Raw genomic sequence first — 19,271 nt, 5'->3', positions numbered from 1 at the left:
ACAACCGGCCATTTCGTTTCATACTAGGTGGCGATACAAATAGAATGAGTAGCGCTTTTTTACGTTTTCTCAAAGATTACTTTATAAAAACTATATTTAGGTTCAACAAAAATTTTTTTTAAAAAAAGCGCCTTACATGAATAATCTTAAAGACTTTGTCGAAAAATAAACCAAAAAAAATTTTTTACAAATGTATATATTTGGCTGAATCTGTTCAGAATGGTTGCTGAGGTGATGAAAATGAGAGAGGAAGAAAAGAAACGATCTTCTCAAGATTCAAAGATTAAGCGCTTCATGAAAAAGCGTTGGGTGTACCCTAGCCTATATATTGCAGGCGCTGCAATCATTCTAACCGCGGTTCTCTGGTTCCAAAACAGCAACAATGCCGATAACGACAAACAAATCGATTACAAGGCCACTGATCTTTCAGGTAAGAAGTTCCAAGAGGATGCTCTGGAAGTTAATAGGGCGATGGAAAACTTCTCTATGCCGGTAGCAGATCCAGATTCTGTTGTCATTCAAAAAGAGTTTTATGATTTTGATGGCCCAGAAGAAAAGCAAGAAGCAGCGTTGGTTTCTTACAATAATAGCTATCGTCCAAATACGGGGATAGATATTACGATGGAAAATGGCGAAACCTTTGATGTTCTGGCTGCCTTAAGTGGTAAAGTAACAAGTGTACGAGAGGATGCACTTCTCGGCAATGTAATCGAAATTGAGCATGACAAGGGTATTGTAACACAATATCAATCCGTTACGGATATTGGTGTGAAGGTTGGGGACCAGGTCGAACAGGGGCACATCCTTGCAAAAGCAGGAAAAAGCTTATACAACGAGGAAGCTGGAACACATTTGCATTTCGAAATCCGCAAAGATGGGGTAGCGGTTAATCCAATTGACTACTTCAACAAGCCGTTAAGTGCCTTACAGGAAGCAAAAGTGACCGAAGGCAAGGAAATTGATGATAGCGGAAAAACAGATGATTCAACAAAAGAGGAAAAGCCAGCACCTAAAGAAGACAAGTCGAAAAATGCTGATGACAGCAAACAAGATAAGACTAAAGATGATGATGCAACATCTGACGAAGAAGACGCTGATAAAGCAGACTCTTCCGACGCCTAATAATATCCAAAAGATAGGGAACCCGCTTAGTTGCGGGTTTTTTCTTTTTTAAGAGTACATTTCCTAGCTCCATTTAAAATAGCACGGAAACACCGGCTTTCTTCCCAAACACCGACTCATTAAGATAGGCACCATTTCCATCAAAGGATTTCATACCGTCGAAAAAATACCCCCTCAGACATATATCAATCCGAACCGACAAATTTCTCGGGAAATAATGGAGCTACCGTCGATTTTGGGCGGAGGTTTTAGTGGAGCAGCTTCCGATATTTAAGCAACCCCGAGGGTAATTCCCCGCAAGCGACGGAAAAAAAGAGTCCAGCTCGGTCTAAACTCCTGCAAATTGATTGACTTTTCGAAAAAATCACCTTATGCCTTGTCCCTATTGCCTTTTTCGTGCATATTCCTTAATCCAAGCTAATAAACTGTTACAAACCTTACAAAGAGAGTGTTTGAGGTGAGGGGTCGTTTGAGGATGAGAATGCATATATAGTTGGGGACCTGATTATTTCCTGAAATTCAGAAGGCAACGTGCTTTCTGACGCACTTTGTGTGCGGTAGGCAGTACTTGATGAAGCGATGAAAGCGAGTCTCATTTCACACTTCTCACATCCAATTTAGGGAGGGCGAGTGGTGTGCACGATTACATCAAAGAGAGAACTATCAAGATTGGAAAGTATATCGTGGAGACGAGAAAAACGGTTCGCGTCATAGCGAAGGAGTTTGGCGTATCCAAAAGTACAGTCCATAAAGATTTAACAGAGAGGCTTCCTGAAATTAATCCAGAGCTAGCTAATGAAGTTAAGGAAATCTTAGATTACCATAAATCAATTCGCCATTTGCGTGGTGGTGAAGCAACAAAAATGAAATACAAGAAGGAGGAGCTAGAAAGCGAGCCCATTCGAAAGTAAAGGCTAGACGGCCGTTTTAATGAACGAACCAAAATGAATACGGATATCTTCCTTGAAAATATTTAGCAAAGTGTCAAACAATTTTTGACAAATTGTTACTTTATTTTTAATAAGTATGGTAAAATAGTCAATTAGGATATAGTGCATTTATAAAAACAACAACAGGTGATACGTAAGTGCTATTCTTAGGAATTTCCTAAGGGAAGTATTTTGAAGGAATAGATTGGGATATTTTCAAGGAGGAAACGAAAAGCATGCTCGCTAGGGATATTGGAATTGATTTAGGAACTGCTAACGTGCTGATCCATGTAAAAGGGAAAGGCATTGTGCTGAACGAGCCATCTGTGGTGGCGATTGACAAGAATAACAATAAGGTACTGGCTGTCGGTGAGGAAGCAAGACGAATGGTGGGTCGTACTCCGGGAAATATTGTGGCGATTCGACCACTTAAAGATGGAGTTATTGCAGACTTTGACGTGACAGAGGCGATGTTAAAGCATTTTATTAACAAGCTGAATGTCAAAGGCTTTTTGTCAAAGCCACGGATTCTTATCTGCTGCCCTACAAACATCACAAGTGTAGAGCAAAAAGCGATCAAGGAAGCCGCTGAAAAGAGCGGAGGAAAGAAGATTTACTTAGAGGAAGAACCAAAGGTAGCGGCCATCGGAGCGGGGATGGATATTTTCCAGCCAAGCGGAAATATGGTCGTCGATATCGGCGGAGGAACGACAGATGTCGCGGTATTATCAATGGGAGACATTGTAACCTCTGCTTCGATTAAAATGGCTGGAGATAAATTCGATAGTGAAATTCTTCAGTATATCAAACGTGAATACAAGCTACTCATTGGGGAGCGAACAGCTGAAAATATTAAGATCCAAATTGGTACGGTATTTCCGGGCTCTCGTCATGAAGAAATGGAAATCCGCGGGCGTGACATGGTTTCTGGTCTACCTAGAACGATTACCGTCAATTCTGAGGAAATTGAGCTGGCTCTTCGCGAGTCTGTTTTCGTCATTGTTCAAGCGGCAAAGAGCGTTTTAGAGCGCACTCCACCAGAATTATCAGCTGACATCATTGACCGCGGTGTTATTCTAACAGGTGGGGGAGCCCTTTTACATGGCTTCGACCTACTGTTAGCAGAGGAATTAAAGGTGCCTGTGTTGGTTGCCGAGAACCCAATGGACTGTGTTGCAGTTGGGACGGGCATTATGCTTGATAACATCGACAGGATTTCTAGTCGAAGATTCGGCTAGGCCGCAATCGATACGAAAACAGCCTTTGGCTAAAAAACTCATCGCGTAGCCGCGTGTATCAACAGCTCTAGAAGGGTGATGAGGACCAGTGAACGAGCTGGTACTTATCACCATTTCTTATTTCGAGAAAAAATATAATGTTTATTTGACTGATTTTTTTTATAATAGGAATATATGGCTTTTTGACGAGGACAAGCAGGACTCTTTTTTCAGATGCATCAAGAAGTATTTGGTCGTTTGAAGGGTTTCTAACGGATATGCGTTTGAAAAAAGAGTCCTTACGATGGGGTGAGCGAATGTTTAGAGGATTTTATACGGCTGCATCAGGGATGCTTGCACAGCAGCGCCGAACAGAAATGTTAACGAATAATATGGCCAATGCGAATACGCCAGGCTATAAAGCGGACCAATCATCCTTGAGAGCCTTCCCAGAAATGCTGCTGAAGCGCTTTGACCAAGAGAAGGTGCCAACTGAAAAAGGCTTGAATCTCCCTTTTAACAAAACAGTAGGACCGGTTAATACGGGTGTCTACATGCAGGAGGTTATGCCAAAGTTCGTCCAAGGAGATTTGCAGGATACGGGGCAAACGACAGACCTTGCATTAGTGGATATCATCATGCCTCGAAACCAGGAAACAGGCGTTAACGGCAGCGTCTTTTTCACCGTGCAAAATGCGGCTGGGGAGATTCGCTATACAAGAAATGGTGACTTTACTTTAGATGGACAAGGCTTCTTAACAACCGCGAGCGGCAATTATGTCCTTGATTCGAATGGAAATCGAATTCAGCTGTCCAGTGACCAATTCACCGTGAACGAAAATGGGATGCTGCAAGGGGCAGCTGGAGAAACAGCATTCTTAGGAATCAGCTATTCAGCCGATCCATATAACCTCGTCAAAGAGGGCGATGGCCTCTATCGCACAGGTGATGGAGGAGCTTTAGCGGATGCACGGGGAGCAGCGGGTGTTCAATTTTCACTGCAGCAAGGAAAATTAGAAAGATCCAATGTAGATATGAGCCGTTCCATGACGGATATGCTAACGGCCTACCGGGCCTTTGAAGCGAATCAAAAGGTATTACAGGCCTATGATAAAAGCATGGACAAGGCTGCCAATGAGGTTGGAAGAATCGGATAAGCGTTAGGCTGAAAGGAGGTTAAAGCATGAATCGAACGATGATCACGGCAACGAATACATTATCACAGCTGCAAAAGCAATTGGACATCATCTCCAACAATATGGCGAATATTGATACGAATGGCTTCAAAAGGAGAGAGGCAACCTTTACGGAACTGATGTATCAGCAGTTTAATAATCAGCGTAATTTAGCGGCGGAAGTGAATCGCCTTACCCCAAATGGTATTCGTCAGGGCACTGGGGCAAAGCTTGCCCAAGCGCAATTAGTGATGACACAAGGTCCGATTAAGACGACGGATCGTCCGCTGGATACCGCTTTTACAAAGGAAAATCAGCTCTATAAGGTGCTTGTTCAAACCGAAGCAGGGAGCGAAATTCAATACACACGGAATGGAGCATTCTACTTATCCCCCGTCGGCGTGAATGAACTTGCTCTTGTGACAGCTGATGGCCATTCTATTGTTGATGAGTATGAAAATCCTATTTACATAACGGGAGAGCCGAAGGATTACAGTATTGATCCGAATGGTAGACTGACCGTGACAAAGACAGATGGGACGGTTCAAGCCTTTAATCTCGCCGTCGTCCAGGTCAACAAACCTCAGTTCCTAGAGTCAAAAGGGAATAATCTGTACGGCCTGCCAACGAATTTTGCCCAGTTGAATGTAGGGCTGGAGGAGATTTTTACCGATTTAGTGGGTCCTCTTCGAAATGAAATCGGGATTCAACAAAATGCCCTAGAATCCTCTAATGTCGATATGGCAAAGGAAATGACGGACCTTATGAATACCCAGCGCACCTATCAATTTCAATCGAGGTCCATAAGCATCGCTGATCAGATGCTGGGACTTGTGAACGGAATTCGTTAAAAAAACCCGCCTTAAAAAAAGGCTTATTTTCAAAATTGTTTTCAAGGAGAAAGATCATGTCGGTAAACAGCCAAACACGAGAGCAACACAAACAAGCAAAAAAGGAAAAGTTTGAGCAGGCTAAGACAGAGTCTGCACAGGGTGGAAAGCGGAAAAGGATTCGCATTCGGCTTATTCCATTATGGCTGCGTCTCATTATCCTTTCGTTGTTCATCGTGATAAGCGTGATTCTTGGAGCAATATTTGGCTATAGTGTGATTGGAAATGGTGAGGCAAAGGACGTCTTTCAAAAATCAACCTGGACTTATATTAGGGACCTGATTGAGCATAAATAAAATCGTTTTTGAATATGAGTTTACTACTCCTTATGGGAAAAGTCGGCATTTGTCGGCTTTTTTTGCGTTTGATCTGCCCTTGCGTAATGGAATGACTTCACTTACAATAGGGATATAAAACCTAGTATTAGTAGGAGGTACTAATAATAATGCTTGATATTCATCAGATTAAAGAGATCATCCCACATCGCTATCCCTTTTTACTAGTGGACAAAATATTGGAAGTCGAAGAAGGAAAAAGAGCAGTCGGTATCAAGAATGTGACAGCCAATGAGGAGTTTTTTAACGGCCATTTTCCTGATTATCCAGTTATGCCAGGAGTTCTCATTGTTGAAGCCCTCGCACAGGTAGGAGCAGTGGCTATTTTAAAACAGGAAGAGAATAGAGGAAGATTGGCTTTCTTCGCAGGAATCGACAATTGCCGCATAAGAAAACAGGTCAAACCCGGTGATCAACTACGTTTGGAGGTAGAGTTAACCCGGGTGCGTGGGTCGTTTGGGAAGGGCAAGGCAATCGCTACTGTGGACGGGGAGGTTGCTGTAGAAGCTGAAATTATGTTTGGCTTAGGTGAGAAACAGGAATAGAGAGGAAGAAACCCGTTGCTTTTTGTTTTTTTGAAAGCAACAATGTTTGCGAAGAGATCCTTAAATTTTAGTGTAAGATTTTTTTCCATTTGGGGCATCCTAACATCAGACCGTGGTTTAGGTCAAATTTTTGAAGAAGAGAAAGGGGCTTTTTACTTATGATGAAAAAGCTTTTGGCTTTGTTAGGATGCTCGATCTTGTCCCTAATGGTCATGGCTGGTTGTGGGAACAATGACAATGATCAGAACCCACCACCTGAGAACAATAATGGGGATATCAATGGAAACTTAAATGATAACAATAACGGGACAAACGTTACTCCTAACCGTGGCAACAACAATGACAACAATGATGAGAACCTGGATAACGATAAGGATATGATGAAGGACAATAACGACCCGGGTGAAGATATCATTGAGGATGATTTAGATGCAAAGGATAAGGATAATAAGGATCGTTAGCACATGGAATGGGACAGGGTGAGAACCTGTCCTTTTTGCGTCGAGCGGTTATTGTAGACGTTGAATATGGACATATTTGCAATTAAATAATAATTGTGATAGGCTTTTTCACAATAGTGGTCTAGAGAAGCTGTTAAGACTGAACCTTTTTATAGGATTTTCCTTGGGTTTTGTGTCGAGATATGTTAGAATTTAGTATTGGATTTCATGAATTTTTTGTCATATTTAACTTATTGTGATAAAGTAAAATAAGTATTTTGCTTTGTTGCCAATGTTTCTGCCTCACATCGATGATATTGCCAAAGTCAGTTTCCGGTTTTAGATAAAGTTTGGGGGGTACTTTTACCAGAATGTTTAAAGATCTTTCACCAGGCATTAAAATTAGTATTACACGCTCAATCACAACCACGTTCGAAAATTATATGAACGATATTGGTTGGGACGAAAATAAATTTAGTATGGAAAAATTTGTTGACGAGTGGCGGAAGTATATTAATTCGAATTCATCCTGGTATGATAAAATAAGCGATGATATTAAGAACAACTCCGTTTTTCATGAGGAGCTAGCAGCAAAGATTAATGAAACCATCGACAAAATTCTATCTGAGGAGCCAACAAAGGAGCAGATGGAGGAAATCGAGAAGCTTCAAAAGGAGCTTGGGGAGGAATATGATTTCTCCTGCAAAACCGAAGCCAAATATGTGATTGATTTGCTTAAAAAAGAAATAAAAAAAAAGCAGAACAGCTAATGCCTGCTAGCGACAAAGCGTTGAAGATGGCGGCGATTATGTATTATCAGGTTTTTGGAGAAGAGCTTCCCCTTTATGACTATAGACAGCAAGATATCAATTATATTATAGAACAATTGAATTTGAAGATTAAGGAAGATCAACAAATCTTTAAAGCCGATATCCTACATTAAAAGGCAACACTTAAAAAAGAGAACTCCCAAGTGGGAGTTTTTTTACCTATATGGGTTTATTGCTCTTTCATGGAAGCCAGCTTGGGCTTTGTTTGCATTTTCATTTTAAATTCTTCCATTAATGCGTCGCCAGATAGGCCTTTTTGAAGAAGGTCGTCCAGCAGCAACTCCGAATAATTACTTCTAGTCCGTTTTAGAAACCCTTCTAAAAGAACGCTAATATTTTGGTCGAAGGCATGAAGGGATTTTGCTTTCACTCGGAATGGAGCTGGATCATTTTCCTTTTTGGTAATCACGACCTGCACCAGTAATTCACTGTCTTGATCAATGGCCTTTTGAAAAAGGTCCAGGAATGATTTATCGGTATATGCTTCGATGAGCCAGGTGTTGTTTTCATCCTCTTTGTTAATAATCAAACCATCCTCTAATGGAATATCCTCAATTTTATTCTCTCTTACAATGTGCAAGGAAACTAATTTAAATGTTTTCATAGAAATTCCCTCCATTTCCAGTGAAAAATTTCCTTCTAAAAATTATAACATAACCGTGACACAATGCGAACGATACCTAGTTAGAAATGGTGGGGCTCGATGACATAGGTTTTTTGCTCTCTGTCGCATTTTGTCGAAATGTTTTTTGTCGAATATGAAAAATCGCTATTTACCCCGAATTAGAGCCCAAAGATCGTATTTTCGCCCTTTTTTGACATGTAAAGGAATCTTTTGCCCCGAATTTCAATCTGAAATGACAAATTTGTCTGTTTTACCTCTGCAAAGACTTTTTATATGATTGGGGCATCATGGTAGAAAGGAGTCGAAAAATGATCAATCAAGTCACATTAGTTGGAAGATTGACGAAGGATCCAGAACTGAAGGTTACGACGGAAGGTAGTTCGGTTGTGAATGTCACCCTGGCAGTAAACCGCAATTTTCGCAATCAAAAAGGAGAGATTGAGACCGACTTTGTCCAATGTACCATATGGAGAAAAAATGCGGAAAATCTTTCTTTGTATTGTAAGAAGGGCGCACTTATTGGCATTACCGGACGTATTCAGACGCGAAACTATCAAAATGAGGAGGGCGTACGAAAATTTGTAACAGAGGTGATTGCAGAATCGGTTCGATTCATCGATACGAGAAGGGACCATGTGGCCCATGTTGAAAAAGAGGTGACGACGACTTGAGTGAACCAATTAGCAGAGAAAAGAGCTTCGAAATCCTACTCGAAAGACTAATTATGATGGTTGGCAAATCCAATGAAAGACATGAGCATCTTTACAACCGCGTTCTTCAGCTAGAACGCATCCTCCTAGAAGAATCTTCAGAAAACCTTCGTGAGAAAAAATCCTTTATTTCATGATATGTATGAAACTCACTTATTCGAACCGATTTCCTCTGACATCCCCATTAGATAGAATCAAGCATATCCCCGAACCCTCATCTTAACGGCGGCTATACACCGCCGTTTTTTGTATGGGGTTAAAGAATGTACTGTCCACCTGAGGCGGACAAAAGGGAAGAAATGTCCATCGGCGGTACCAGGTACCAGCCTGACTCGGCTGGTACCTGGTACTGTTTTAGGTGAGGTGGATGAGGTCGCGCAGCTCGTCGGTGGAGAGCTCGGTGATCCAGCTGTCGCTTTGGATGATTTGGTCGTTGAGCGATTGCTTTTTCTCGAGCATCAAATCGATTTTTTCCTCAAGGGTGCCGGTGCTGATGAATTTATGGACATGGACGAAGCGCTTCTGTCCAATGCGGTAGGCACGGTCGGTGGCCTGGTTTTCGACTGCGGGATTCCACCAGCGATCATAATGAATGACATGATTGGCAGCGGTGAGGTTCAACCCTGTGCCACCCGCCTTCAAGGAAAGAATAAAAACAGGGAATTTTCGCTCCTGGAATTGCGTAATCATCTCATCCCGTTTTGACTTTGCCACACTTCCGTTCAGGAACGGTGCCTCAATTCCGAATCGATCCTTTAGCACCTGACGAATCATTTCGCCCATTTCAATATATTGGGTGAAGATCAGGCAGCTCTCATCCTGTTCGAGTACGGCTTCAACTAGCTCGGTTAGCTTTTCCATTTTCAAGGAGCGCTCTAGCACCTGCTTAGGTCTCGCTTCCTTCAAATAGAGGGCGGGATGGTTGCAAAGCTGCTTCAACCGACCCAGCAGCTGCAAAATGAGACCCTTTCGCTCAAAGCCTGTCAACGTTTCAAGCTGAGCGAGGGTATCCTGGACGAGCTGTTCGTACAGGGAGGCCTGCTCGGCCGTAAGCGGGCAATACTCCTTTTGCTCCTGCTTATCCGGTAGATTCAAGGCCACCTCTTCATCCTTTTTCGTTCTCCGCAAGAGGAATGGGCGAATCAAGGCCTGCAGCTCCTGCACCTTCTCCTTATTATCATCCTTTTCAATTGGAAGAACATAACGCTTATGAAATTGTCCGAGGCTACCTAAGAACCCATGGTTCGTAAAATCAAAGATGGACCACAGCTCAGATAGGCGGTTTTCCATCGGGGTTCCCGTTAAGGCGATATGATGCTTCCCCTTTAGCTTGCGAACTGCACGGGACTGCTTTGTGTTGGCATTCTTAATATTTTGCGCCTCATCGATCGCAATCGTGCTCCATTCCACCCGCTCAAATTCGGAAAAATCGAGATGTGTCAAGCCGTAGGAGGTAAGGACAATATCAGATTCGCTAACCGCATCCTCAAATGCACCCTCCTTCAGTCGATTCGTCCCATAATGCAAATACACCTTCAAATCGGGTGCAAACCGTTCAATCTCCTTCTGCCAGTTGCCGAGCACCGATGTCGGACAGATGATCAGGGCAGCGCCGTCTGGCTCTTTTTCTTGAACAGCTAGCAAATAAGACAGCAGCTGAATCGTTTTTCCAAGCCCCATATCATCGGCAAGACATGCCCCGAATCCATATTGGCGCAGGAATAATAGCCAGCTCATGCCTAAGATTTGGTAGGGTCTTAGCTCGCCATGAAAGCCCTTCGGCACTGGTTCGAGCGGAATTGTTTTCACATCCCGAAGCTGCTTAACCATTTGCTTCCACTGGCGATTGAGCTCAATTTGCACGCGAGCAAAGGCTCTTTCGTCCTCTGTCAGAGCCTCATCAGTATTTGCATTCATCAGCTCCTGCTCAATCAAGTCACGAACATGGAGTCCTTCCTTTTCGGCCCGCTTCATCAAATCCTGAATTTGCCTCACGAATCCAGGGTCGAGCTTAATCCAGCGCCCACGAATATAGACAAGTCGTCGCTTCTCCTCGACAAGCTGGTTAAATTCATCCTCAGATAGCTCGACCCCATTCATGGAAAAGCGCCAATTATAGTCAAGCATCGCCTGCAAGCCAACGAACGAAGGACGGTGGCTCGAGGTTCCTTTGAGCTTTGCCTTCACCTTTAGGTTCGCATCCTTCATCGCCTGCCACCAGGACGGCAACAGTATTTCTACCCCTAAAGCGAGCAGCGTTTCACTTGCATCCGTCAAAAAGAGCCATGCTTCCTCCTCTGTCAATGCGCTGGCTATTCCTTTTTTCCCTTTTAGCCACGGAAATAGCCCAATCCAGCGCTCCTCTTGCCGTGAAACTCCGTCCAAATAATCGAACCACTCCTTCGGCATATTGGACTGATCCTTCACATCCACGATGAGGTCAGGTTCCTTTTTCCCCCGCAGAAATATTCCTAAATCCCATGTTCCATCGATATCGGCAGGCTCCTCCAAGCGCAGACCAATGGTAAAAGGATGGTTGTTTTCCTTGACGCCCATCCATTCGCTCCATGTTTCCTCATCGAAATAAGCGGCCAAGGCACCAGGGGCAATCGACTGATTTTGCAGGGCTTCAAGCCTTTGTCCAATCTTCTCCCTCCACTCCTTATTTTTCTCGAAAAAGGTGTGGAGTGAAGCGTTGAACCAATCGGCCACAAAGTCGCCAACGGGAACATCCTCTCCAATGGTTTGCTCCCAAAAGGAAGGTCCAAACTCATTTTTCACACGCTCTGGAAGCCTCCAGCGGAATTCCTGCTGTGAAAGAGCGGCAAAATCCGGCACCCACTCCTTTTCCTGAATTGCTTCATAGATTGGCTCGGCAGCAGCAAGGCAAATTTGCCCTGTCTCATCCCAATCCCACTCAATCAAACGATTGAACGACTCCTTCGCAAGCAATGTCGCTAATTGCCAGCCGTTGACGGCTACACCATGCCCTTTGTCCTCAATCAGCATGCCGTAGTAGCTCTCCTCATGGCGGTTAAAGAGCAGTCCCTTCCACTCGGAAGGCATGACAAACCTGTCGTCGCATTCAGCTGTCAAAAAAAACTGATTATCCCCAATCGGCTCAATATTTATCGTTAAGGCATTCGTGCTAAGCATGGAGCTTCCCCCTTTCGCATTCCTGCTGAAATGCGCGCAGTCGCTTCGTCCGTTCTAATAAAAGGTCAAGAAACTGCTGCCAATCATCCTGTCGTTTTAGCTTTTTATAGATCGTCCGTAATTTTTTCAATAGCTTCACGGCTTCCCGATAATTGCCGCGGTTCTTCATCTCAATATGCTGCTGAATCGCTTGATGATAGAGTGGAAGCAGGATGTCAGGCTGCTCCTTTTGCAAAAAGCGAATTTTCTCAGTCGAGATAGAGCTCAAATCAAATCCTAAATAAGCTTGTAGATCACACCACTTTTCATAGGAGCCCATGTCAAACAGAAATTCATCATAATAATGGTAGCTATAGGGCAGTGTTTGAATGAGTATTCTCTCATAAGCTTCGGTTTTTTTTGTCTCATTTGCGTAGGCCTGAACCGTTCGAATGGCCAGTCGCGAAAAGTCAATACGCGCATAATGCTCGTTTAGGGATTGCATATACTCTCTTGCATGAGCAGTGAACATCTCCACATAGGGCCCCATTCGCTTCCAATCCTTCGCAGCGGTTAGCTTTTCTAGCCAATAAATCATAAAAGGGGTCGAAAAATTCTCTAGGTCATGCAGTAAACGAAGGGCTTTTTCATCTTCACAAAGCATGATACATTGGTGGATGGTAGCCATGAGGACTGGTAATGTTTTTTCAAATCGTCCCAGATCGGCAAGCTCTTTTTCGTGCCAGGATTTCTTTTTAAAAAGCCGTGTCCACAGGATCACATATAAATGAGTCCGTTCAAATTCCAGCACAAAGTTTTCCGATACAAGCTTTGTCGAATCATTCTTTAGCCCTTCAATAAAATTGTCAAAGGCAAAGGGCAGGGCTTGGACATTGAGTTTCTCCACTAATTCTTCCACATCATCGATCATAGTGAAGAATACTCCACGATAATAACGGCTAATTTCGTCCTCGGTGTAACTGTTTTCTGTACTCAAGCGGAGCAGGTTGATAAAGGTATGGATGGACGCAACAAGAAAATAGAGCTGACGCCATTCCTGTTCGACAGGCGCACCCGCTTTCAGCTTGCGCGAATAGGCCTCATACAGAGAGGCGACTAAGTAAGGCTTACGATTTTTCGTAGCTTGCATGATTGATTCGAATCCTTCTTGAAAACGCTGGACCCAGCGGTCATAGTCTGGCTTCATGCTTCCAGAGGTCTTAAGGAGATCTTTTGCACGCTGGATGCCCCAGGTATGTGCAGCTTTTCTTTCTTGAATTGGCTGGCGCCAGCTTTCCACCCATTCCGAAACGCTCCCAACCATGGCATAAACAAAGAGAAAGGCAGCGATCTGATGACGACATAGCCCATCGGCTGGGCAGGAACAGTGGCTAATTTGTAGGAAGTTCAGGTCGAGCTCGACGTGGACGCGGGTCACATCCTGTACTACCGCAAGTATTTTCTCATCTTCTAGGCGAACCTTTGAAACAAGGCCTTGCCGATACAAAAGCAAGCCCTTCTGAACGAGCTTTGCATCCTCTTCTTTTTCCGACCATAGTAGGTTCTTTAAATCAGCTGCAGCCATGTGCAGCAACTCTTTATATTTATCTGGAATCGATGACAATTTCGATACCTCCAAACTGCTTGTGAAGGCTCTATTCTCAATAAGAAAACAGCCTGTGCAAAAATACCGTATTCTCTATTATAACAAAAATTCATGGGGGACGGAGGAGGAACTCTAAGTGGTAAGAAAGGATCGTCAGTGAAAAAAATATTACTATAGTTATATTGCAACGAGGATTTCTTCAAAAAGACAAGATTATGTGCTGTAAATGCGGGAAATTCCGGGTTTTTGGCGAAAACATAGAAGAAAATTTTATGTTTTAATAGAAAAGTAGGAAAACGCAACTTCCTTTTTTAGAAGGCGGCGCCTATTGTTCAATTCTTAAATTGAACAAATCAATCTCCATTTCACACCTCGGGTTACTGAGGTGCTTTTTTCATTCTTTTTTCCCATAAAACCCAATAATATTACCCTCAAAAAAGAAAAATAGTAAATTTCAACTAAAAAATTTGAAAAAATGAAGGATTTTTCAAAAATGTTTAGAATATTATGTTAATACGAATGGAGGTGGGTGGGTAACCAATCATGGCGTTGTGTATTGGAAGATGGACAATTTAATAAGACAATTGTGGTGCACGACGGAATTTTTCGCACACCTAACTCCATCTTGATATAGATTCATCAAGCTAAGGGGGTATACAGATGGAGGCAATGAAGTTATTTAAGGCCGAAATGGCCAAGCTTTTCACAAACAAAGGGGTACTCATTTCCGTCATCGCAGTCTTGTTAATCCCAATTGTCTACGCAGCCGTGATGTTATCAGCAACTTGGGGGCCTTATGACAACCTCTCGAATTTACCAGTAGCGGTTGTCAATAAGGATAAGGGAGCAATGTCTGGTGACGAACCAATCAACGTAGGGAAGGATCTCGTCGAGGAATTTAAGGAAAGCAAAAGTCTAGGCTGGAAATTTGTAAGTGAAGAAGATGCGAAAAAGGGACTCAAAAATTTAGACTATTATATGGTAATTGAAATTCCAGAAGACTTTTCAAAAAATGTCACGACGGTATTAGATCCGGATCCAAAGCAGCTTGAGCTCAAATATATCCAAAATGAAGGGCTCAACTTTATGGCTGCTCAAGTAACAAACAGTGCAACAGAAAGAATTCGTGAGCAACTAGGAAACAAAATTACACAAACCTATGTGGAAAATATTTTTGCACAGCTTGGGGAAGTGGCTGATGGCTTTAAGTCCGCAGCAGATGGATCCGAGCAAATCCATTCCGGAACGGCAGAGCTAAAGGATGGCACTGGTCAGCTTCTATCAGCACTGACAGAGAAGTCCGGAGATATCAACAAGCTAGCGAGCGGCGCCAAGCAATTGGAGGCTGGAACTGGCGAACTTTTGACATCGCTTACATCGAAACAAGGGGATATTTCGAAGCTGGCGAATGGAGCGAAGGATCTGAATAATGGGACAGGGTTGCTTTTGCAGACGCTCCAAGGGAAGACGAAGGATTTAGAAAAATTATCCGCTGGAGCAAAACAAATTGAAGCAGGCTTAACAGGCTTAAAGGGTGGTTCCCAACAGGTATTGGTTGGACTCGAAACAGCTAAAAAAGAGCTAGCCACTGGCCTACAGGCTCTACAACCAGGTGCGGAGGGTCTAGGGGGCGCTATTAGCAAGCTTAATGAAGGTACCCAGAATCTTTCTGCCGCAACAAAAGGCTTATCCGATGGCTTACAGGCTTATCTAGCAGCAAACCCGAATCTTCGCAACGACCCGAACTTCATGAAGTTAGTGGGTACGGGGCAAGCTGTATCAGGAGGTATGACTGAGCTATCAACGAATATGGGGAACTTAAATTCTCAAGTAGGTGGTCTTGTATCAAAGCTTTTACCTGGACCTGGTTCACTGCTTGATGGGTTTGACAAATTAATTGCTGGTCAAAAACAAGTATCTGATGGTGCTACTGCTTTAGCAGCAGGTTCGAATCAATTAGCTGCCGGAACATCTGATCTTGAAAAAGGTTGGAAGACTTTAACGAGCAGCGTTGCGACTCTTCATTCAGGGGCAGGCCAAATTTCAGCTGGTAACCAAACGGTTGATCAGGGCTGGAAGCAGCTTTCAGCCGGTGCTTCCAAGCTGAACACTGGAATGAAGCAAGTCAGTGATGGAACAGGGTCCGTTCAAACAGGCTGGGGGACCTTGACAGATGGCGTTACCAAGGTTGATGAAGGTGTTGGTAAGCTGAATGCAGGTAGTGAAGAACTAGCGGAAGGTCTAAAGGGCGGTGCTGAAAAGACAAGTGCCCTGAAGGTTACAGACAAAAATATTGCTATGTTCTCATCGCCAGTTAATCTCGTTCAGGAAAAGGTGAATAATTACCAATACTACCGTGATTCAACAGCGCCATACATTTTATCGCTTGGATTGTTTGTTGGAATTCTGATTATGTCCTTTGTGGTTGATTTCAGAAAGCCAGCGGATGTAACGACCTCGGGTGTTGCGTGGTTTATCGGGAAGTTCCTACATCTATCCGTGTTAGCGATTGTTCAGGCACTGGTGGTTTCAATTTTTGCCTTAGTATTCTTAAAGCTTCAAGTGGGCAACAGCATTGCCTTCATCTTGTTTGCTTGCGTGGTTAGCTTAGCGTTCCTGGCGATTGTCTTCTTCCTTGTTTCTATCGCAGGAAATATTGGCCGCTTTATCGCATTTATATTCATCGTCCTTCAGCTTTCAACAACAGGCTCCAACCTACCAGTTGAAATGCTGCCAGAAGGATTACGCTCAATGAGTAAGTTCTTGCCATTGACTTACACGAATGCTGGATTTAAGGCAGTTATTTCCCTTGATCATATGGGCTCTGCCTGGTCGAATGCATTGGTGGTTATCGTATTACTTGCTGTCTTCGCCGTGTTGGCACTAGTTGTATCAGCGATTAGAAAGGGCCGACCAACCGAAATCGATGTAGCAAGATAAAATCTGTATTATCTAATAAAATGAATGGCTGCTCATTCATTTACTTGAAAACCGTTTGGTTCATGATGAGCCAAGCGGTTTTTTCCTCTAAAGCGGTACCAGGTACCTTTTTGAACGTTCATTCAAAATAGGTACCTGGTACCGTTTAGTCATATATTGCGTGCCGATTTCCAAATATTGTTGTAAAATAAGGAAGATAGTTCATGACATATTTTTGGGGGATTCTAAATGTTGTTTCACGTACAGCTGTGGAGGGGGCTAAGGACGCCGTATATAAGCTCTCACCAACTAAATAAAGCAGAAAAATATTCTGGCATATGGAAAAAAACGTCGCTTCTTCTGGTTGTGACCTTCGTACTAGCAACGATCTCGGCCTATTTCGGCATTGGTAGTGAGCAGCTATCCAAACTAATCTATGAAACTACGGATACACAACTTTCCACTATTAAAGCTCTTTTTGCAATGGGACAGGTTCTTCAATCAGTGCTCGTAACTGCTCTTATCATCTTTTTTCCAGCCCTTATTTTCTGGATTTTCACTGATGTTGAATACCGGAAGCTCGTGGTTATGCAGCTTTATGCTGCGAGTATTTTTCTAATTGAAAAAGCTCTCATTCTCCCAATGAAGTTGTATTGGGGATTAGATCATGCATCTTCTCCCTTTTCAATAGGGGTTATTGCCCAATATTTAACTGACTACGAACTAATTTCCAACTTTTTCGGTGTCATATCATTATTCTCCATTTGGGTGATCATCCTTCAATTCAAGTATTTGCGAGTCATAACGGAAAAAAGTGCAAAGTACATCTTGATCCTAACCCTCTCTATAAATCTCTTTATGTGGGTCTTTTTCGCACTTTTTACCTTTATTAAATTTGAGGTCTTATTCTAAGGAGGGCAACAAGAATGAATTGGAAAAAATGGAGCGTCGTCGGTATGATTGCCCTCTTTGTTGTCGTCAATTTCTTTCTGATTTTTAAAAAAGACAGTGAAGTGGCACGATCGAAATACATAAATGACTGGAGAACAGTTAAGGAACAGAATCTCGTTTTAACGAAACAGAAAGAAGGTGTCGTAACACCCGCTGAAGAGGAAAATGTCTACTTCCAAAATGGAATGGGGGATTTCGGGGAATTCCTTGTTACGGAAGGGGAAGAGATCCACTCTGGTACACCTCTTTTTGAATACTCTCCTAAAAATGTAGAAGCAACCATCAAGAAGCTCGAAGCGGAAGTCACGAAGCTAAAAAATGATCGGGATGCCATCAAAGAAAACATAAGTAGGTTAGAAAAAATTAGGAGTGACTTATCGAAGAAGAAGGAAAAGGAAGAAGACACTTCAAATAAGGATGCAATCGACAGCACCATTAAAGCACAGATTTATGAAAAAGAATCACAGCTTAGTAGAGTGGAAGGCGAGATTGAAAGACTGGAAGAGCTAGTTTCGATTTCTGAGGACGACCTAGACGGCTTAAAGGTAAGCAGCACGATTTCCGGTGTGGTAAAAAAAATCAGTCATGATCTTCAAAACCCAGTGATGACAATTACTTCCTCTAAGCAGCAAATCAAGGGGCTCCTAGATGAAGAAGAGATCTTGGAAGTTGAAGAAGGCATGAAGGTCATCATTTCCTCCAAGACATTGAAAAATAAGCTAGAAGGGGTGATTGCTAAAATTGCGGTGAATCCAGAGCAGGAGCCACAGGTCCATGTAAATAGTCAGTATGAATTTGTGGTAGAGTTTGCTGAAGTGGGAGATGACGCCTTCGCTGATAAGAATGATGCGACAGAGGCAGAGGAAACGAAAGAAGACAAATCCGACCAAAACAGGAATGTAACTGATGAAGATGAGGAAGCTGTGGAAACAGAAGATATTCCCTCGAAAGTCTTCAACGGTGCCCATGTTGATCTCAAAATCGTCATTAAGGAAGTAGAGGACGCACGAACTTTGCCTGCTGACACGATTCGCAATGGATATATCTATGCTCTCAAGCAGAATGGCAAAATTGAAAAACGCAAGATCAAAACGGGGATAATGGTGAATGGAATCTATGAAATTACAGAAAATGTTGAAAAAGGAGAGCTTGTCCTCAACAATCCAAGTAACATCAAGAACAAGACAGCATTCTTCACCCCTATTGAAGTCAGTAAAGTAAAGAAAAAGGACTTGCAGGGTATGAGGAAGAAGGAAATATTAAAGTATTTGGGACAAGGGTTGCTAAGCAATCAATAAAGGCTCTTTTCTCAATCTTTGTTGCTTTTGAGCCTGCATACATAACAAAAGGGACCCGGTACTTGTATAACGGGTTCTCTTGAAGGGGACAAAATAAGTAAATTGCATACCAAATCGCACACTTACTGCATTGTTTGAGTAGGTGTTTTTTGTTGATATTGAGCCATTGGTAGCATTTTTATTATTAAAATCGCACTCGATTTAGCATTAAATTAACCTTGTACATTAGCTGTTGTATAATACTATTTTTCTGCGATTTTGATTACTGATTTTATGTTCATTTTTTATATCAAAGGCCCTATTATTGCTCATTGTTGATTTTCGTGTAGGTACGAAAATTCATAGGCGGAGAATTTCCGGCTAATGCTAAGAGAGAAGCCCAAGAAGCAGATATAAACGGAGATATTCCGATTAACTGCTCTAAATAAGTCAAAATCCAAAGATTTGGATAAGATAAACGGAAAACCTCCCCTTATTTTTAAGGAAATATGGGTATTTCCCAATTTAAACGGAATTTTTCCGTTTATTTTTCAAAGACAGTAAC

General features: G+C 42.7%; 18 protein-coding genes. 15 read left to right on the top strand and 3 right to left on the bottom strand.

Features of this window, described 5'->3' with window-relative positions:
* Window positions 1-240: 240 nt before the first annotated feature.
* From spoIIQ to J2S07_RS02840, 10 genes are all read left to right on the top strand, one after another.
* A complete protein-coding gene (gene spoIIQ / locus J2S07_RS02885) occupies window positions 241-1,122 on the top strand; it encodes a stage II sporulation protein SpoIIQ (RefSeq protein ID WP_307149043.1) in 882 nt (293 codons plus the stop codon).
* A gap of 635 nt (window positions 1,123-1,757) precedes the next feature.
* Window positions 1,758-2,033, top strand: coding sequence for a sporulation transcriptional regulator SpoIIID (spoIIID, locus tag J2S07_RS02880; RefSeq protein ID WP_307148894.1), 276 nt, complete (start codon window positions 1,758-1,760; stop codon window positions 2,031-2,033).
* 254 nt (window positions 2,034-2,287) lie between these two features.
* Complete coding sequence (locus J2S07_RS02875; RefSeq protein WP_307148893.1) at window positions 2,288-3,289, top strand: rod shape-determining protein; 1,002 nt, start codon at window positions 2,288-2,290, stop codon at window positions 3,287-3,289.
* A gap of 296 nt (window positions 3,290-3,585) precedes the next feature.
* Complete coding sequence (locus J2S07_RS02870) at window positions 3,586-4,425, top strand: flagellar hook-basal body protein (RefSeq protein ID WP_307148892.1); 840 nt, start codon at window positions 3,586-3,588, stop codon at window positions 4,423-4,425.
* Between the two features lie 26 nt (window positions 4,426-4,451).
* Window positions 4,452-5,294 carry a flagellar hook-basal body protein gene (locus J2S07_RS02865; protein WP_307148891.1) on the top strand — a complete coding sequence of 281 codons (843 nt, stop codon included), beginning with the start codon at window positions 4,452-4,454 and terminating at the stop codon, window positions 5,292-5,294.
* 56 nt (window positions 5,295-5,350) lie between these two features.
* Window positions 5,351-5,629, top strand: a complete 279-nt coding sequence (locus tag J2S07_RS02860; protein ID WP_307148890.1) for a DNA-directed RNA polymerase subunit beta — start codon at window positions 5,351-5,353, stop codon at window positions 5,627-5,629.
* Window positions 5,630-5,778: 149 nt separating this feature from the next.
* The gene (gene fabZ, locus J2S07_RS02855; RefSeq protein ID WP_307148889.1) at window positions 5,779-6,213 is read left to right on the top strand and encodes a 3-hydroxyacyl-ACP dehydratase FabZ; all 435 of its coding nucleotides are present in this window, start codon (window positions 5,779-5,781) and stop codon (window positions 6,211-6,213) included.
* A gap of 158 nt (window positions 6,214-6,371) precedes the next feature.
* Entirely contained in the window at window positions 6,372-6,674 is a 303-nt protein-coding gene (locus J2S07_RS02850; RefSeq protein WP_307148888.1) for a hypothetical protein, read from the top strand.
* 350 nt (window positions 6,675-7,024) lie between these two features.
* Entirely contained in the window at window positions 7,025-7,423 is a 399-nt protein-coding gene (locus J2S07_RS02845; RefSeq protein ID WP_307148887.1) for a hypothetical protein, read from the top strand.
* Complete coding sequence (locus tag J2S07_RS02840) at window positions 7,423-7,596, top strand: hypothetical protein (protein WP_307148886.1); 174 nt, start codon at window positions 7,423-7,425, stop codon at window positions 7,594-7,596. Before J2S07_RS02845 ends, J2S07_RS02840 begins: the two co-directional genes overlap by 1 nt.
* A 56-nt stretch (window positions 7,597-7,652) precedes the next feature.
* Here J2S07_RS02840 and J2S07_RS02835 read toward each other — a convergent pair whose 3' ends face one another.
* A complete protein-coding gene (locus J2S07_RS02835; protein WP_307148885.1) occupies window positions 7,653-8,087 on the bottom strand; it encodes a YwpF-like family protein in 435 nt (144 codons plus the stop codon).
* A gap of 329 nt (window positions 8,088-8,416) precedes the next feature.
* Here J2S07_RS02835 and ssb point away from each other — a divergent pair, with 329 nt between their 5' ends.
* Together ssb and J2S07_RS02825 are read left to right on the top strand one after the other, a co-directional pair.
* Window positions 8,417-8,779: a single-stranded DNA-binding protein gene (gene ssb, locus J2S07_RS02830; RefSeq protein ID WP_307148884.1), complete on the top strand. Its 363-nt coding sequence runs from the start codon at window positions 8,417-8,419 to the stop codon at window positions 8,777-8,779.
* Window positions 8,776-8,955, top strand: a complete 180-nt coding sequence (locus tag J2S07_RS02825) for a hypothetical protein (RefSeq protein ID WP_307148883.1) — start codon at window positions 8,776-8,778, stop codon at window positions 8,953-8,955. The genes ssb and J2S07_RS02825 overlap by 4 nt, the downstream gene beginning before the upstream one ends.
* A 217-nt stretch (window positions 8,956-9,172) precedes the next feature.
* Here the strand turns inward: J2S07_RS02825 and J2S07_RS02820 are convergent, their stop codons facing one another.
* Window positions 9,173-11,974 (bottom strand): DEAD/DEAH box helicase, encoded by a 2,802-nt coding sequence (locus tag J2S07_RS02820; RefSeq protein WP_307148882.1) that lies wholly within the window; start codon window positions 11,972-11,974, stop codon window positions 9,173-9,175.
* A complete protein-coding gene (locus tag J2S07_RS02815; protein ID WP_307148881.1) occupies window positions 11,967-13,577 on the bottom strand; it encodes an SWIM zinc finger family protein in 1,611 nt (536 codons plus the stop codon). The genes J2S07_RS02820 and J2S07_RS02815 overlap by 8 nt, the downstream gene beginning before the upstream one ends.
* A 642-nt stretch (window positions 13,578-14,219) precedes the next feature.
* Between J2S07_RS02815 and J2S07_RS02810 the strand changes: the two genes are divergently transcribed.
* The 3 genes from J2S07_RS02810 to J2S07_RS02800 all read left to right on the top strand — a co-directional run bounded on the left by J2S07_RS02810 (window position 14,220) and on the right by J2S07_RS02800 (window position 18,727).
* A complete protein-coding gene (locus tag J2S07_RS02810; RefSeq protein WP_307148880.1) occupies window positions 14,220-16,499 on the top strand; it encodes a YhgE/Pip domain-containing protein in 2,280 nt (759 codons plus the stop codon).
* Window positions 16,500-16,727: 228 nt separating this feature from the next.
* Window positions 16,728-17,390, top strand: coding sequence for a hypothetical protein (locus J2S07_RS02805; RefSeq protein ID WP_307148879.1), 663 nt, complete (start codon window positions 16,728-16,730; stop codon window positions 17,388-17,390).
* Window positions 17,391-17,404: 14 nt separating this feature from the next.
* Window positions 17,405-18,727 carry an efflux RND transporter periplasmic adaptor subunit gene (locus tag J2S07_RS02800; RefSeq protein WP_307148878.1) on the top strand — a complete coding sequence of 441 codons (1,323 nt, stop codon included), beginning with the start codon at window positions 17,405-17,407 and terminating at the stop codon, window positions 18,725-18,727.
* Window positions 18,728-19,271 lie beyond the last annotated feature (544 nt).

The organism is Anoxybacillus andreesenii (genome assembly GCF_030813005.1).
Lineage (GTDB): Bacteria > Bacillota > Bacilli > Bacillales > Cytobacillaceae > Robertmurraya > Robertmurraya andreesenii.
The sequence above is the reverse complement of the archived record's forward strand: the minus strand, read 5'-3'. Positions and strand labels throughout refer to the sequence as shown.

What these genes read in the sequence shown, in the direction of transcription:
- spoIIQ (WP_307149043.1), top strand. Translation starts at nt 241, where the DNA reads ATGAGAGAGGAAGAAAAGAAACGATCTTCTCAAGATTCAAAGATTAAG.
- J2S07_RS02875 (WP_307148893.1), top strand. Translation starts at nt 2,288, where the DNA reads ATGCTCGCTAGGGATATTGGAATTGATTTAGGAACTGCTAACGTGCTG.
- J2S07_RS02870 (WP_307148892.1), top strand. Translation starts at nt 3,586, where the DNA reads ATGTTTAGAGGATTTTATACGGCTGCATCAGGGATGCTTGCACAGCAG.
- J2S07_RS02865 (WP_307148891.1), top strand. Translation starts at nt 4,452, where the DNA reads ATGAATCGAACGATGATCACGGCAACGAATACATTATCACAGCTGCAA.
- J2S07_RS02860 (WP_307148890.1), top strand. Translation starts at nt 5,351, where the DNA reads ATGTCGGTAAACAGCCAAACACGAGAGCAACACAAACAAGCAAAAAAG.
- fabZ (WP_307148889.1), top strand. Translation starts at nt 5,779, where the DNA reads ATGCTTGATATTCATCAGATTAAAGAGATCATCCCACATCGCTATCCC.
- J2S07_RS02850 (WP_307148888.1), top strand. Translation starts at nt 6,372, where the DNA reads ATGATGAAAAAGCTTTTGGCTTTGTTAGGATGCTCGATCTTGTCCCTA.
- J2S07_RS02845 (WP_307148887.1), top strand. Translation starts at nt 7,025, where the DNA reads ATGTTTAAAGATCTTTCACCAGGCATTAAAATTAGTATTACACGCTCA.
- J2S07_RS02840 (WP_307148886.1), top strand. Translation starts at nt 7,423, where the DNA reads ATGCCTGCTAGCGACAAAGCGTTGAAGATGGCGGCGATTATGTATTAT.
- J2S07_RS02835 (WP_307148885.1), bottom strand. Translation starts at nt 8,087, where the DNA reads ATGAAAACATTTAAATTAGTTTCCTTGCACATTGTAAGAGAGAATAAA.
- ssb (WP_307148884.1), top strand. Translation starts at nt 8,417, where the DNA reads ATGATCAATCAAGTCACATTAGTTGGAAGATTGACGAAGGATCCAGAA.
- J2S07_RS02820 (WP_307148882.1), bottom strand. Translation starts at nt 11,974, where the DNA reads ATGCTTAGCACGAATGCCTTAACGATAAATATTGAGCCGATTGGGGAT.
- J2S07_RS02810 (WP_307148880.1), top strand. Translation starts at nt 14,220, where the DNA reads ATGGAGGCAATGAAGTTATTTAAGGCCGAAATGGCCAAGCTTTTCACA.
- J2S07_RS02805 (WP_307148879.1), top strand. Translation starts at nt 16,728, where the DNA reads ATGTTGTTTCACGTACAGCTGTGGAGGGGGCTAAGGACGCCGTATATA.
- J2S07_RS02800 (WP_307148878.1), top strand. Translation starts at nt 17,405, where the DNA reads ATGAATTGGAAAAAATGGAGCGTCGTCGGTATGATTGCCCTCTTTGTT.